The sequence below is a fragment of the Clostridium tertium genome, assembly GCF_017873245.1.
In the GTDB taxonomy this organism is placed as follows: domain Bacteria; phylum Bacillota; class Clostridia; order Clostridiales; family Clostridiaceae; genus Clostridium; species Clostridium tertium.
Genome location: NZ_JAGGJY010000006.1, coordinates 17,324 through 32,339, shown reverse-complemented (window position 1 = coordinate 32,339; position 15,016 = coordinate 17,324). Strand labels below are relative to the sequence as shown.

Annotated in this window: 17 protein-coding genes and 1 pseudogene; 5 read left to right on the top strand and 13 right to left on the bottom strand. The window is 28.1% G+C overall.

The genetic code is table 11. The features are described 5' to 3' along the window. Positions 1-316 precede the first annotated feature (316 nt). Complete coding sequence (locus J2Z25_RS08390; protein WP_209739715.1) at positions 317-1,192, bottom strand: AraC family transcriptional regulator; 876 nt, start codon at positions 1,190-1,192, stop codon at positions 317-319. Positions 1,193-1,379: 187 nt separating this feature from the next. Between J2Z25_RS08390 and J2Z25_RS08385 the strand changes: the two genes are divergently transcribed. Genes J2Z25_RS08385 through J2Z25_RS08370 form a run of 4 tightly spaced genes read left to right on the top strand, consistent with a single transcriptional unit; the run spans position 1,380 to position 4,231 of the window. Then, positions 1,380-2,087, top strand: a complete 708-nt coding sequence (locus J2Z25_RS08385) for an SGNH/GDSL hydrolase family protein (protein WP_209739712.1) — start codon at positions 1,380-1,382, stop codon at positions 2,085-2,087. 15 nt (positions 2,088-2,102) lie between these two features. Continuing rightward, entirely contained in the window at positions 2,103-2,816 is a 714-nt protein-coding gene (locus J2Z25_RS08380; protein ID WP_209739710.1) for an N-acetylmannosamine-6-phosphate 2-epimerase, read from the top strand. Beyond that, positions 2,809-3,783, top strand: coding sequence for an ROK family protein (locus tag J2Z25_RS08375; RefSeq protein WP_209739707.1), 975 nt, complete (start codon positions 2,809-2,811; stop codon positions 3,781-3,783). The genes J2Z25_RS08380 and J2Z25_RS08375 overlap by 8 nt, the downstream gene beginning before the upstream one ends. Next, positions 3,773-4,231: a NanQ anomerase/TabA/YiaL family protein gene (locus J2Z25_RS08370; RefSeq protein ID WP_142690928.1), complete on the top strand. Its 459-nt coding sequence runs from the start codon at positions 3,773-3,775 to the stop codon at positions 4,229-4,231. Before J2Z25_RS08375 ends, J2Z25_RS08370 begins: the two co-directional genes overlap by 11 nt. 210 nt (positions 4,232-4,441) lie before the next feature. On the opposite strand, the gene J2Z25_RS08365 is transcribed toward J2Z25_RS08370, so the two are convergent. From J2Z25_RS08365 to J2Z25_RS08325, 10 genes and pseudogenes are all read right to left on the bottom strand, one after another. Further along, positions 4,442-5,512: an XdhC family protein gene (locus tag J2Z25_RS08365; RefSeq protein WP_209739705.1), complete on the bottom strand. Its 1,071-nt coding sequence runs from the start codon at positions 5,510-5,512 to the stop codon at positions 4,442-4,444. Positions 5,513-5,620: 108 nt separating this feature from the next. Beyond that, positions 5,621-6,772: a cysteine desulfurase NifS gene (nifS, locus tag J2Z25_RS08360; protein WP_483413793.1), complete on the bottom strand. Its 1,152-nt coding sequence runs from the start codon at positions 6,770-6,772 to the stop codon at positions 5,621-5,623. A gap of 205 nt (positions 6,773-6,977) precedes the next feature. Continuing rightward, positions 6,978-7,289 (bottom strand): PRD domain-containing protein, encoded by a 312-nt coding sequence (locus tag J2Z25_RS08355; protein ID WP_209739702.1) that lies wholly within the window; start codon positions 7,287-7,289, stop codon positions 6,978-6,980. Further along, positions 7,270-7,479, bottom strand: a complete 210-nt coding sequence (locus J2Z25_RS08350; protein ID WP_209739699.1) for a hypothetical protein — start codon at positions 7,477-7,479, stop codon at positions 7,270-7,272. The genes J2Z25_RS08355 and J2Z25_RS08350 overlap by 20 nt, the downstream gene beginning before the upstream one ends. Positions 7,480-7,572: 93 nt before the next feature. Beyond that, positions 7,573-7,764: a hypothetical protein gene (locus J2Z25_RS18580; protein ID WP_245173206.1), complete on the bottom strand. Its 192-nt coding sequence runs from the start codon at positions 7,762-7,764 to the stop codon at positions 7,573-7,575. Continuing rightward, positions 7,765-7,956, bottom strand: a pseudogene (locus tag J2Z25_RS18970) (hypothetical protein); the annotation flags it as partial. A 243-nt stretch (positions 7,957-8,199) separates the two neighbouring features. Continuing rightward, on the bottom strand, positions 8,200-8,529 hold the full coding sequence (locus J2Z25_RS08340; protein WP_373205341.1) for a PTS lactose/cellobiose transporter subunit IIA: 330 nt from the start codon (positions 8,527-8,529) through the stop codon (positions 8,200-8,202). 27 nt (positions 8,530-8,556) lie between these two features. Continuing rightward, positions 8,557-8,874, bottom strand: a complete 318-nt coding sequence (locus tag J2Z25_RS08335; RefSeq protein WP_097033187.1) for a PTS sugar transporter subunit IIB — start codon at positions 8,872-8,874, stop codon at positions 8,557-8,559. A gap of 124 nt (positions 8,875-8,998) precedes the next feature. Then, the gene (locus J2Z25_RS08330) at positions 8,999-9,898 is read right to left on the bottom strand and encodes a DUF7916 family protein (RefSeq protein ID WP_097033186.1); all 900 of its coding nucleotides are present in this window, start codon (positions 9,896-9,898) and stop codon (positions 8,999-9,001) included. Positions 9,899-10,055: 157 nt separating this feature from the next. Then, positions 10,056-11,375, bottom strand: coding sequence for a PTS sugar transporter subunit IIC (locus tag J2Z25_RS08325; protein ID WP_008680642.1), 1,320 nt, complete (start codon positions 11,373-11,375; stop codon positions 10,056-10,058). A 246-nt stretch (positions 11,376-11,621) separates the two neighbouring features. On the opposite strand from J2Z25_RS08325, the gene J2Z25_RS08320 reads away from it, so the two are divergent. Continuing rightward, complete coding sequence (locus J2Z25_RS08320) at positions 11,622-12,815, top strand: ROK family transcriptional regulator (RefSeq protein ID WP_209739696.1); 1,194 nt, start codon at positions 11,622-11,624, stop codon at positions 12,813-12,815. Between the two features lie 101 nt (positions 12,816-12,916). On the opposite strand, the gene J2Z25_RS08315 is transcribed toward J2Z25_RS08320, so the two are convergent. Together J2Z25_RS08315 and J2Z25_RS08310 are read right to left on the bottom strand one after the other, a co-directional pair. Beyond that, positions 12,917-13,969 carry an LPXTG cell wall anchor domain-containing protein gene (locus tag J2Z25_RS08315; RefSeq protein WP_209739693.1) on the bottom strand — a complete coding sequence of 351 codons (1,053 nt, stop codon included), beginning with the start codon at positions 13,967-13,969 and terminating at the stop codon, positions 12,917-12,919. A gap of 324 nt (positions 13,970-14,293) precedes the next feature. Beyond that, positions 14,294-14,521, bottom strand: coding sequence for a hypothetical protein (locus tag J2Z25_RS08310; protein WP_209739691.1), 228 nt, complete (start codon positions 14,519-14,521; stop codon positions 14,294-14,296). Positions 14,522-15,016 lie beyond the last annotated feature (495 nt).

Below are 15,016 nucleotides of genomic sequence, written 5' to 3'. Positions count from 1 at the left end.
CTTGATAATGAAGTTTCTTGTAAAGCTTTACTTCTAAACTTAGTATATATTACCATTTTGTACTTTTCTACATACAAAACATTAAATATTAGCACAAAACATTTTTTTATTACTCTTTTTGTCTCTCAACTCAAGTACTATTTTATATTGCTTTATGTTTATATTGGGATAAAAAAAGCACTTGTATCAATACAAATGCCCTTTCTATCAATATCTATATTATACTTAAAAATAAATCTACAAAATTATACTTTTAATCATAAGTTGATACAATATAAATTTCTATTTTTTATAGGATAAATTAACTATTATATAGTTATTCTTTAGCATTATCCCTATATTGTTTTGGAGTAATACAAAAATATTTTTTAAATATTCTACTAAAATAATTTGCATCTTCATATCCTACTTCATATGCTATATCACTTATATTATCTCCTGAAACCAATAACTTTCTTGCAGCTGTCATAACTCTTATTTCATTTAAATATTCTAAAGGATTTTTTCCAACTTGCTGTTTGAATAATGTTCTAAATCGTGATTCACTTAGCTCAGCCATCCTGCTCATTTTTGAAATTGTGTATTGCTCTGTAGGATGTAAAATTATATAATCTACAACAACCTGTATTCTTGGATCTAAGCTAACATCTGATTTTCTTGTTCTATTTTTAATTCTTTCTAAAGAAAATTCTTCTTCTCCAATCAATTCTTTTTTATCAATATCAATATTCCTCTTACCCTTATCAATAACATATCCTATAATTAATTCTAGATATCCTCTAACCCAAAACATCCTTGAATCATGATCTGTCTTTATGCATTTATACATTTTTTCAAAATACATTCTACCCTCATCATTTATATCATGAATTACTGTAGGTATATGAAAATAATCTGTTAGTAAATCTCCTCCATCATAATTTACTGATGTTGCAAATCTTATGCTATAAAAAGAAAAATCATCATTAAGCGCATGACAAGATAATTTACATCCAACTGGAAGATAAACAATATCCCCTTCCTTTACTTCAAATTCCTTCCCATCAATAAAGAATATAGCATTTCCTTTTATAACGTATCTTAACATACCATATGGTAAATAACTTTCAGGGTATACCCAGGACTTACCAAAGGAGTATCTATCAATATAAAGAAAATTAAATCTTATAGAATTAATAAATGAATTATTCATAAGCAATTCCCACCTTATTATACAGAATATTACAACAATTATAATATATCACTTTACTTAATTCAATTATAATTTAGTTGTTTTGTACTATAATTACTCATTTAACCTATTTATAAAAATTTTTCTTAATAATATAATTCAAAATATAAATATTAAATTCTATTGAAAGGAGAAAGTTTTTTATATTATGAAAGTTGGACATGATTATGTTAGCCCTGGTTATTTTTCATTAAATGTATCTGCAGATACCCGCCGAAAAGAATTTGATATAAAAAATCATACTCTAATAGAAAATAAATTAAAACCTGATTTTCTTTTCATAGGGGATTCTATTACTCATTACTGGGAATTAAGTGCATATTTTAATAAGCCTGGGCAACTAATTATTAATCGAGGAATAGGCGGAGACACTACTACCTATTTATCCCAAAGGCTTTGGGCTGATGCCCTACAATTATCTCCAAAATACTGTATCATCGGTATAGGAATTAATGATTCCTTAGACTTAGAAGGTGATTATTGGAGACAACTACCTGGTCTCCCCTATAGTGATGTTTTAACAAAAGCAAAAGAAAATTATATAGATATCATAGAACAATTTGATAAGACATCTTCAATTCCTATTATGGTTTCTTTATTACCTATTAATATTCCTATTTCATTATGTGAGGCAAAACGTAAAAAATTCATTTGTGACTTTAATGATTTTCTATATAGTTATAGCAAAGAAAAAAATCTTATTTATGTTGATTATTATCATACAACTGTAGTCCCAGGAACAACTTTACTACTTGAAGGCATTACATATGATGGTCTTCACCCAAATGCAAATGGTTATAACATTATGGCTACAGTATTAAAAAATACATTAAAAAAACAAAATATAATTATCTAAAGGAGATTTTCATCTATGAAATATAAAAAATATGAAATATTAGAAAAAATAAAAGGTAAGCTAATAATATCTTGTCAAGCTCTTCCATCAGAACCTCTATACGTAGAAGATAGATCTATAATGTATCTAATGGCTCGTGCTGCTAAAAAAGCTGGTTCTCCTTGTATCCGCACAAATAGCATACGTGATATCATAGCAATAAAAGAAGAAACTTCTCTACCTGTAATAGGTATTATTAAAATTGAGTATGAAGGATACGATTCATATATCACTCCAACTATGAAAGAAATAGATGAACTTGTTTCAGTTGATACTGATATTATTGCTCTAGATTGTACAATGCGTAAACGTGGAGATGGAAGTACTATAAACGAATTTATAACTGATATAAAAAATAAATATCCAGACATTATACTTATGGCTGATATTTCTACCTATGAAGAAGGAATAAATGCTTGGAAGTGTGGTGTAGATTTTGTTGGGACAACCTTAAGTGGCTATACAAGCTATTCACCTAAAATTAATGCTCCAGATATTGATCTAGTTAAAAGGTTATCTTCAACAATTGATATACCTGTAATTGCCGAAGGTAAAATACATTATCCAGAACAAGCTGTACAAATGTTAGAATCTGGTGCATATGCTGTTGTAGTAGGTGGAGCTATTACTAGGCCATTAGAAATTGCCCAAAGATTTATTAATGCTATTGAGGTAATAAATAATGTATAAAATTTATTTAGGTGTTGATATTGGTGGAACAGATGTTAAAATTGGGTTAATTACATCAGATGGTAATCTTATTAAATCCACAGCTTTTTCTGTTGACTTTGATCACTATAAAACTCCAATTATTGATACTGTATTAAAATCAATAGATATATTCCTAGAAAACAATAATTTAGATTCAAATAACCTAATTGGTATCGGAATTTCTGCCACTGGTCAAATAGATACTTATAGTGGTACAGTAATTGGAAGCGCTGGGCATATAGATAATTGGATTTCTACTCCGATAAAAGATATTGTACAAAATAAATATTCTGTACCAGTTTCAGTAGCTAATGATGCAAATTGTGCTGTTATCGGTGAATGCTGGAAGGGAAGTGCAGTAAACTATTCTAATGTAATTATGATTACCATTGGAACTGGTGTAGGCGGCGGAATTATTTGTAATGGTAAAATTCTCTCTGGAAAAATCGGATTAGCTGGAGAACTTGGACACTTCTCTATAGATAAAAGTGGGAAAAAATGTACTTGTGGAAATTTCGGATGCTATGAACAATATGCATCAACTACAACTTTAGTTAATAATGTAAACGACTTACTAAACTCCCTTCCATCTTATCCATTTAATAAAACTGAGAAGATAAATGGGAAATTCATATTTGAACAAGTAAAATTAGGTAACAGTGACATAAAATATATAGTAAATAAGTGGATAGATGATATTTCTATAGGATTAGTAGGATTAATTCATATTTTTAATCCTGACCTTGTAATAATAGGTGGCGGAGTAAGTAGTCAAGAAGCTTATTTTATTACTCCTCTACGTAACAAAGTATTTAACATGATTATGCCTAGCTTCAAAAGGCATTTAAAAATCACTTCCGCAAATTTAGGAAATAATGCGGGATTGATTGGAGCTATTTATAATTTAATAAAAGATAATAATTTTGGAGGCATTTATGATAATTGATAATATAAAAAATATCTATAACTACAAATCTTTTTCAATAATTTATAAAGCTTTACAGGAACTTTCAAAACTTAATATAGAAAATATACCTACTTCAACTATCGTTTATGAAGAAAATAAACTGTTTTATAACCCAGTATCACTCATATCTAAACCTGAATATGAATGTATATTTGAAGCACATAAAAAATATCTGGATGTACATTATATTTTAGAAGGTATTGAGGGTATTTCTACATCTTCTATAGATAAACTTAAAGTTCAAACTCCTTATAATAATGAAAAAGATATTGCCTTTTATAATGGAGAAGCTGATGGAACATATTATTTAAATCCTGGTGACTTTATGATTTGTTGGCCTACTGATGCTCATAAAGTTGCTATTATGAAAAACTCACCTTCTCAAATAAAAAAGATAGTTTGTAAAATTTCTGTTGATTATTTATAAAATTTGTTTCTTTTGTATTGAATAAACATCTACTATATTTAATTTTAAAACCACATAAAAATCTATAAAACTTATAATATAGTCAAAGGACCTAACGTTAGATCCTTTGACTATACTACGATTTAAATTAAAAAACACTTGTATTTCTTAGTTTTTGAAATAATATATAACTTTAATTAATTATAAAATAAAGAGTAAAGAAATGATTTATTATACTTCTATAAGCACATTCATTATCCCACCACAAACCATTCCTTCATCTTCTGCTACATCTCCTGTCATATCAACTTGCATTGTCATAAAGCTTCCTTCTTCAACTTCCTCTATTAAATCCCTTGCTGCAAAAATTACCTCTCCTTCACTACATCCTCCGCCTATGCTTCCAAGTGTTTTCCCATTTTGCCAAATAATCATTTTAGCTCCTGCTCCTCTTGGTGTAGACCCCTTTGTTGATGTTACTGTAACAATTGCTCTTCTTTCTTCATCTTCTTTTGCAAGGTTTTCTAAGACTTTAATATCCATATCAGAATAATTTGTTCTTTTTTTAGCATTTGCACAAGCTATCATATCTGATATACCTAGCCTTTTTTGTGCAATAATCTGAGAAATAATAGATATTGTAATTTCTAATGGTGTAATTCCCCCAATTCTGAATCCTATTGGAGAACATATTTTATCTAATAGCTCTGCACTATATCCTTCTTCTTTAAATTGATCTTTAATTCCTTGAACTCTTCTCTTAGATCCTATCATTCCTAGATATTCTGGTTTTATATTTAAAACTGCTCTAAGACATTCTTTATCATATTTGTGTCCTCTTGTAACAATTGCTACATAATCATTTTGATTTACATTTATTTGTTCAAAAACATTTTCAAAGCTTTCACAGATTACTTCTGTTGCTAATGGAAACCTTTCTTTATTTGCATAGGATAATCTATCATCTACAACTGTTACCTTAAATCCAATTTTAGCTCCTAAATCCACAAGATGCTCTGAAATATTTCCGCCTCCAAAGATAATTAATCTTGCTTCTGGAAAAAATGGCTCTATTAAAATTTGCTCTTCATCATTATGTATGATAAGTTCTGGAGTCTTTTTATCTATTGCTTTATTTATTGCATTTTTCATATCTTCATCAATATCTAATAAGTCCTCTTTATTTAAATCTAATAATATTTTTTCTATTTTCTTTCCCCTTTTAGATGAAAGCCTTGTCATCATTACCATGCTATGGTTGTCCTTCAATTCATTAATAAGTTCTCCATAAGTATTTCTCATATAATCCCCCTGTATTTTGCTGAGCAAAATAGTGAAAGAGTTAAAGAGTAAAAAGTGATTTTCACTAAAATATCTCTCAGCATTTTATTGTAAATAATTTATAAGTTTTTAGTTAAAATAAATTTTCTTTAGCGCTTCAACTAATTTTTTTACGTCTTTTATATTATTTTCTTCTCCAAATGTAAATCTAAGTGAACATTGTGCCTTTTCATGAGATAAGCCTATTGCTTTAAGTACATGTGAAGACTCTGTTAATCCTGAAGAACAGGCTGCTCCACTTGATACTGCAAATCCCATTTTATCTAGCTTTAGTATCATTGTTTCTGCCTCCATTCCTTCAAAGAGGATGTTAACATTTCCAGGTAATCTATCCATGGCATGTCCATTCAATTTTGTATTTGGTATGTTTTTTAAAATCTGAATTATAGCTTCATCTCTTAAGCAACATAACTTCTCTTGATATTCAATTAAGTTTTTATTTGCTAATTCAATAGCCTTTCCAATACCAACAATAGACGAAACATTTTCTGTGCTTCCACGCTTTCCCTTTTCTTGCTCTCCACCATCCATAAGAGAATCAATGCCTATACCTTTTCTGATATATAAAGCTCCTACCCCCTTTGGACCATAAAATTTATGTGCTGATATTGATAATAAATCAACTTGTAAATCTTCAACATCTATAGTAATACATCCAACAGCTTGTATTGCATCTGTATGAAATATTATTCCCTTTTCCCTAGCTATTTTCCCTATTTCTGCAATTGGCTCTATAGTTCCTATTTCATTATTTGCCATCATGATACTTATTAAAATAGTATCTTTTCTTATAGATTTTTTTAAATCCTCAATTGATATTTTTCCATCCTTATCAACTGGCAAATAGCTTATTTCAAAGCCCTCCTTTTCTAATCGTTTACAACTATTGATAACTGCATGATGTTCTATTGAAGAAGTAATTATGTGTTTCCCCTTCTTTTTATAATATCCAGCAATACCCTTAATTGCCCAGTTATCAGATTCTGTTCCCCCACTTGTAAAGTAAATTTCACTCTTTTTAGCATTTATAGTCGCTGCTATTTGCTCTCTTGCTTTTTCTATTGCTTTTTTACTTTTCCGTCCAAAACTATAAATGGAAGATGGATTTCCATACTGATTAGTTAAATACGGCATCATTTCTTTAAGAACCTCTTCATTAATAGATGTTGTTGCTGCATGATCTAAATATATCATCTTATTTTCAATCATATTTTCTTCCAAAAACTCACCTCTACTTTTATTAAGACATTTTTTTCTTCCCAATACTCCTATAAATTTAGCTATTCATTGATATTTTTATTACTTCTGTATTTTAATTTGTACTATATTTAATTGATTTTTAAATTTTATTTATTATTACAACTTAGTAATCCCTTATAAGTTTATTTTAGCATATATTGTATTTAATTCAAATTAATATTATTCATTATATATATTCATTAATTGTATTGATTTTAAATTCTTCTGGATAAAACTTTTTAAATTCCCATAACAATCTATTTTGTAAGATTACTCCTTTATTATATCTTTCTATGGCAAAAGATATATGATCAATTAATGAAATAAAAATATTATCATTTAATTCACATTTCAATTCATTTGCAGCATGTTTAATTATCATATTTGTAACATCCATATACTCTCTTTGCATGTCTTCCATAACACTAAAATAGTTTTTCTTAGCGCTTTTATCTTTTAATGTAAATATCTTTTCTATTTTATTTGGATCTTTGTCCATCTTCTTGTATATTATCCTCTACAATTTCTACAACAATAGCCTTTTCATAGCTTGTACCAGCACTATTAATTAATTCTATCTTTTCTATTCCATTGAAAAAGTATAAGAACACAAAGAACAAAATAATAATAAATGATGCAATAATATGCCTTTTAATCTTCTTATTACTTTTAAATACCTCTGTTATCATAACAATCCCCCAGATTGATAATAAATAATTATTGATGCAATTTCTTACAAACTACTAAGTATAATTAATTACGCATAATTTATAAATTAATAGTTAAGTTTGACTAGCATCATCTGAGAAAAGTACCATCTTAGCTTCATTTATAGCTGCTAAAAATACTTCTTTGTCCTCTTCTTTATAATTGCCATTTTTTGTTCCTATAACAGCTTTATCAGCAATTTTTATAGCTTCTTCAATAGTAGTATTTAAATTATTTTTATTTCCTTGTAATACAAGTGAATTCATAAATGTATTTAAATCTGTATAAACCTTAGTAATTATTTCTGATGTTGCATCAGCTTGATTTAATATAGCCTTTGCATTGGTAAGTGCTCCTTCAAAAATAGCCCAAGTTGAGTGTGTATAATCTGATTTAATCTTTTCTTCCGCATTCTTAATTAAATCAATTAAATTAGATTTATCAAGAGATTTAACTATAGTATATGTTTCATCTATAAATCCCCCCTTACTCTTCTTACAAGTGAATTATATATTAATAAATTTTAAAATTAGGAAGTTTTAACACTTTTTAACTTAAGCTTTGCCCTGCCTTTACTACTATTAAATTAATCTAAAACACTTAACATATTTTTTACTTATAAATTATAAAAACCCATAGTAGAACAAATATAGTATTCTACTATGGGCTTTTATATAAAAATATATTCTTAGTCGTGTACATTACTTTTCGTTCATACGTTTATAAACTTCAACAAATTCCTTTGCTAAATCTGTAAATGCCATTGAAGTCATTAAGTGATCTTGACCATGTACCATCAATAATGTAATTTCAGTTTTATTACCTTGAGCTTCCTTAGCTAACATTGCTGTTTGAGAATGATGTGCCTTTAATAATGAAGCTTCTGCAGCAGAAATTTTAGCTTTAGCTAATTCAAAATCTCTATCTTTTGCAGCTTGGATAGCTTCCATAGCATTACTTTTAGCATCTCCTCCATACATAATTAACTCCATAACTACTTGTAAATTTTCTTGTTCTTCCAAAATTAACACTCCTTTTAAAAGTAATTGCTTTACAAACTAATTCTTAATTAATCTTATAGCTTGATCCAATACTTTTTCTCCATTCATCATACCGTAATCTGTCATTTGTATTACATCTAATCCAATACCTAATGGTGCAACCTTTTCTTCAAATTGTTTTTTCATAAAACGTACTTGTGGCCCTAAAAGCAATACATCAACTTTCTTCTCATTTAAATAACTATCTGCTTCGCTAGCTGAAACAGCAAATATATCAGCCTCAATACCTTTAGCTTCCGCCGCTTTTTGCATTTTAGTAACCATTAAACTTGTGCTCATTCCAGCTGCACATACTAACATAATTGTTTTTTTCATTCTTATACACCCCTTTTATAATTTTATTACTAAAATCTCTGTAAATTTAGTAATATAGGAAGGTAAGTTAAAATTAAAACTAACCTTCCGTATATTTTAATTATCGTCTATTTTATTCAAATGATTAGCGATTAATTGAACGAGCAATCATTGATACAGTATGACGAACACCACGAATTGCCTTACTCATAGCAAAAATATTTTCAAAAGGTGCAACTCCACCATAACCTGCATCACCAATATGTTGAATATCTACGCCACAAATTTTATTGCGAATTGCAATTTGTTTAATAGTATCTTCATCAGAACTTTCTTGACTAGTACCTATTGCAGTTAATACAAGTGCACCTTTACTATGTGCTACTTTAACTACTTCTTTTAATTCTGAATCATCAAATCCTGGTACTGTTCCAACTGCAGGAACTAAAATAATATCTGCACCTGCCTCAATAAACTTTTCTACTGCCTTTATGTCTGCAACTGGCTCGTTAACACCAGCTCCATGCATTTTGCCTGCAATAATTAATCCTGAAAAATGTTCTTTTGCTAGATGAATTGTTTTTTCTATTTGTGAATTTGTAACTCCTGTACCAGGATTTCCAGTAAAGCAAACAAAGTCCATACCAAGTTTTTCAATTTCTTGAATTGTTTCTAAATTAGCTTGTCTACCTTTGCTGATAGTTAAAATATCTTCTGCCATATCTGCATCTAAATCTACTGGTTCTAAGTTTACTCCTATTGGTCGTCCTACTAAACGATGTAATTGATCCACAAAATTTCCTTCTTTCATATCTAATCCAAAAATATATGGATTCAAAACATCTACCCCATTAAGTAAAATTAAATCTGCTCCGAAAGCCCTAGCAATTTCAGAGTTAGTAATATCACCGATAAAGGATTCTCTTGGTGCCACATTCTCTGAAAGAATGGTTCTCCCTTCACTAGCTTTAATACTTTGTTTTAATTCAGCTGCGGTCATATTTAGTATCTCCGAAGCATTTGCACTAATTAATCTTTTACCCATAATTACTCCTCCAAAAATCATTTAAATTATTGTATTTATTTAATTTACTGTTTTTATTTAACTATTTACTGATCTTTATTTAAATCGTTTATCACTTATTTAAATAACTAATTTAATTCTAATTTTTTATATTTTTCATTTAATTATTATAAATAAATTAACCCATTATGTTATTATTAACTTCAACTTCCTCAGCTGCTTCTAAAGCTAAGTTTTGCTTTTCAACTGCTTTATAGAAGAACCAATAAATTGCTACGTCTACAAGTATACATACTATTTGCAATACAGCTCCGCTTATATGATTTCCAGTTGTAAGGAATCCACTAAGAATTGGTGGCATTGTCCAAGAAACTGTTATACCTGTAGTTTTTGCAACTAACCCCGAAGCCATTGCCACATATGATATTATCGCATTTGCTACTGGTGCTAAAATAAATGGTATTATTAATGAAACATTCATTACTATTGGTAAACCAAACATAGCAGGTTCATTAATATTAAATATCCCCGGTGTTAAAGTTAATGGTGCCATAGCTTTAGTCATTTTACTTGCATTTCTACGTCTAGCAATAATCGCAATAACAATTACTAACCCAATTGTAGCTCCACCGCCACCCATATATACAAAATTATCTATAAATGGTAGTGTAATAATATTTGGTAAATTAGCTGCACTATCAGCTTGGAATAATAAACGGTTTGCATCTGAATTCATTAACCAAATAGGTTGGAGAATACTGTTTACAACGTTTCCTCCATGAATACCAACGAACCAGAATAAACTATTTAATAGAATTGCAATAATTGTTCCAAATATGTTATTACCAAGTAATCCTAGTGGTTTTCCTAAAATTATCATCATTAAATCATGAATATTACCAATATTAACTCTATCAAGAATCGCAAAAACAACTAACCATAAAGTTATAATAGCTGCACCTGGAATTAAAGCACTAAAACTTCTAGCTACTGCAGGTGGAACAGAATCTGGTAATTTAATTTGAATATTACGTTTTATAAACCAGCTAAAAATTAAAGCTGAAACAATACCAAGAATCATAGCTACAAATAAACCTTTACTTCCCATGTAGCCAACTGGAATGCCTGTACCTGTCTCACCACTTACAAAAGGTGTAACAATGATAAAAGATGATAATGCTATAATACCGGCTGAAACTCCATCAACTTTATTTTGACGAGCTAAACTATTTGCAATTCCAAAACTTGCTACTAGACCCATTAATCCGAAACTCCCATCTACACCCTTCCATAAATAAGTATCAATTCCTACCGCTGTCAACCAATCAGTCCATGCTTTAACTGGAAAACTTGCTATTATCATGAATAACGAACCAATAATAATTAGTGGCATACTTAATGTTATACCATCACGTATTGAAATTAATACTTTGTTTGCCCCTAACTTAGCAGCTATAGGCAACATTTTTTCTTCAAGAAACTCATTTAGTTTTTTCATAATAACCTCTCCTTTAATTAATTATAAAAAATAACTTATATAACTTATTAAAACATTTTCATAAGGTAGATTAATAATAAATAATTATTTATTAATTAATAAATATATTAAAAAATATGGTGTGTCAATAATATTTTATAATTAACTTCAATTAAATTTATTATAAAATAAGTTTAATTGTTTATAAATTATAATTAATGTTATATAATATTATTATATTAGGAAGGAGGGTATTAAAGAAGTATTATGAAACTTACAAAAAACCAACAAAAATTACGATTTAAAATTTTAGATAAAATATATGCTAAAGGACCTATTTCTAGAATTGATATTTCAAATGAAACTGGAATTACTCCTGCAACAGTTAGCGAAATTACTGGTTACATGATACAAGAAAACCTTATTCATGAAATCGGAGAAGTTGTCCCAGAAGAAAATAAATCTGGTCGAAAAAAGATATTATTAGGTATATCCTCTAATTATAGTTTTTATATAGGTACTGAATTATCTCCAAAGTATATATCATTTTGTCTAACTGATAATATGGGAAAAACTTTTAAAGAAAAAACTATCTTAGCAGATACTTATGATTTTTCTGATACTTTAACTGAAGAATTTTATATTAATGAACTAAAAGAATTTATTAAATCCTGCGAAGAATATAATCCAAAAGGAATTGGAATAGCACTTCCTGGTCATTTTGATGAAAATGAGAAAAAAATAATAAGTAACAATAATTTTTGGAAAAACTTCAATATTAAAGTTCTGTTAGACAACATTAATTTACCAATTTACTTTGAAAACAACGTTAAATGCATGACATTAGCAGAAAGATTATTTAGCTTTACTGGTACTGATAGTAACTTTATATTTTTCCATGTTAGCAGAGGAATGTTTTGCTCATATATGTACAATGGTAAACTTTATGCTAAAGATAACTTTCTTGTTGGTGAAATAAGACATATAGTTGTTCATCCAGATGGAGAATTATGTGAATGTGGTAAAAGAGGCTGCTTACAAACCTATGGTAGTGAAGCTTGGATTATTAAAAAGTCTCAAATACTTTTTGAGAACTCTGAGATTACATATCTAAAACAATTAGTTACAGATAAAAATAAAATAACAATAGAAACAGTATTAAAAGCATATAGCTTAGGAGATGAAGGTGTAATAAATATACTTCACTCTGCAATTAAATATCTTTCAATTACAATTAATAATTTATCCATGTTGATTGATGCAAATAAAATAGTAATTCATGGAGAATTATTCAAAGAACCTTTATTAAAAAATCTATTAAATGAATTCTTAAATCAAAACATTAATTTACTATCATCCTATAAAAAACAAGATATTTTAATTAAAGAATATAATAACTATAATGGTGCTTTAGCTGCTGCTGCTCTTTGTGTATCAAAACTGTTGATTGAATTTGACTAATATAACATAACCCATAGTAAAACACTATAATGTTTTACTATGGGCATTGTTAAAAATTCTAATCTATAAATTATACTAATTAATAACTTACTATACTTTTCTTAATTAGTAGCTTTTCTTCTATAAAATATTAATCCTGTAGTTACCATTAAGATAGAAACTACAACTAATATATTACTTGAAACCACTGAACCTGTTTTAGGTAAGACTTCTTGTGAAAAATTATTAATTGCTTCATTTTTCTCATTTGAATTAGTATTACCTATAACATCATTTCGTTTTTGATTATCGTCTTTATCTACTCCTGTTGAAGGCTTACTACTCTCTTCTTTACCTTCTTCTACTGGAGATTTATTTTCATCTTCTTCAACATATGCTAAATCTGATCTTTCTGATAAGAAGTAATCACTACAATGATATATTTCTACAATAACATACCCATTTTCATCTACAGCAACATTATCACTTATTTTTTCTATCTTTTTAGTCTCTTGATTATAATAATAGAAAGTTAAATTTTTTCCTACAAGATCTTTTTTCTTATCAACTTGCACTTTTACTGATGCTTTCCCTGGTAAAACTCCATGGTGGTCAAACTTTATAAATACAGCATCACCAGTTAACTTTTCAATTTCAACTTTAGCTTCTTTTGTTGGTATATTACTTACAGATAATTTAACTGAATTTAATTTATCTGTTTTAATATCTTTTCCACTAAATGTCCAAACTGTTCCATCTTCTTGTGTAAAAGATATATTTTTATCTGTGCCAGCTATTGCTTTGAATACTTCTTTATCAACTATTTTTTCCTTATTATTTACTTCAACTTTAATTTCTTTTTCTTCTGAAGCTTTTATTTCTTCAATAACTTCTTTTATATCGGTTCCTTCATTAATAACAGGTACTTTAGGACTTGATGGTTCTCCTGGCTTTGAAGGTTCTTCTGGACTTATCTCTCCATTTTTATCTACAATACACGTAATTGAAGGTGTTTCTGAATGCCTATTGTTTCCTCTATCAGTAACTCTTAATTCATATATCTTAACTTCACTACCTAACATATCTTCTGTTATATCGAATGAAACTTTATATATTCCTAATTTCTCATCATATCTTAGATGATATTCATCCCAATGCTCGCCAATATTTAGCATAACATATACATCACTTATTCCTAAACCCTTATCTGTAGCATCAATATAAAGTTCTAATTTTTCACCTGGTTTTACTTTTGATTTACTAAACTTAACTGAATTTATTATAGGAGCCTCTTCATCAATAATTCCACTTTCATTTGTAATTGGAATTATTTTATTTACTTCTATTCCAACTAAATTTAAAGTTTTATAAACAAAGCTCTCTTCTATTTCTACACTTGCAGTATATAAGCCTAATTCCTCATTATAACTTAATTTATAGTAAAATGGAGTCTATGGAGCCCAAAGAAATGCATATATAGTATTTTCTTCAGATACATTTTATGTATCTGCAAATATTTCTAAAGTTTCTCCAACCCTAAATTCATTCCTATTAAAGTAAATATTCTTTACTTCTATTTCTTGTGAATCTGTACTTTCATTGTAATTAGTTTTTTCTGCATCTTCATTATTAACATCAGCATAAGTAATAAAAGGATTAATACCCAATTGCATTACAAAAAGTATTAATACTAATAAAGAAAATATTCTTTTACTTTTCTTTCTCATAAGTCCTCCCATTTTTTAGTTTCTAAATATATCGATAAAATAATATATTAAATGTTATGTTAAAAATCTATTTTATATAATTCCTATAATCTTTGCTTCAGCCTTAATTGTTTATTATTTTAAACTGATGTCACTATACTTTATTTTCAAATAAAATCATAAGAATACTCTTACTAAGTATATTTTTTTAAATATTTCATTTAATATAACCTTAAACAAATAAAGGGGGCGCGTTTCGCGGCACCCTTGTATAATATCAACTTTCTTTGTTTCTTTTTTTATTAATGTGCTTCCACATTTCAACAAGATCCACTGATTATCTTTGTAATAACTTAATAGATAAATTTACCATATAATTAAAGGAGCTCCCTAACTAGAAAGGCTCCTCATTTCTTTGTTTATTATTCTTGTTATAGCATTACTCATGTAAACTTCCTTACCAATGAAGATTTTACTCTCAAAGTTACAGATTCTGAATAAAATTTATATTATATA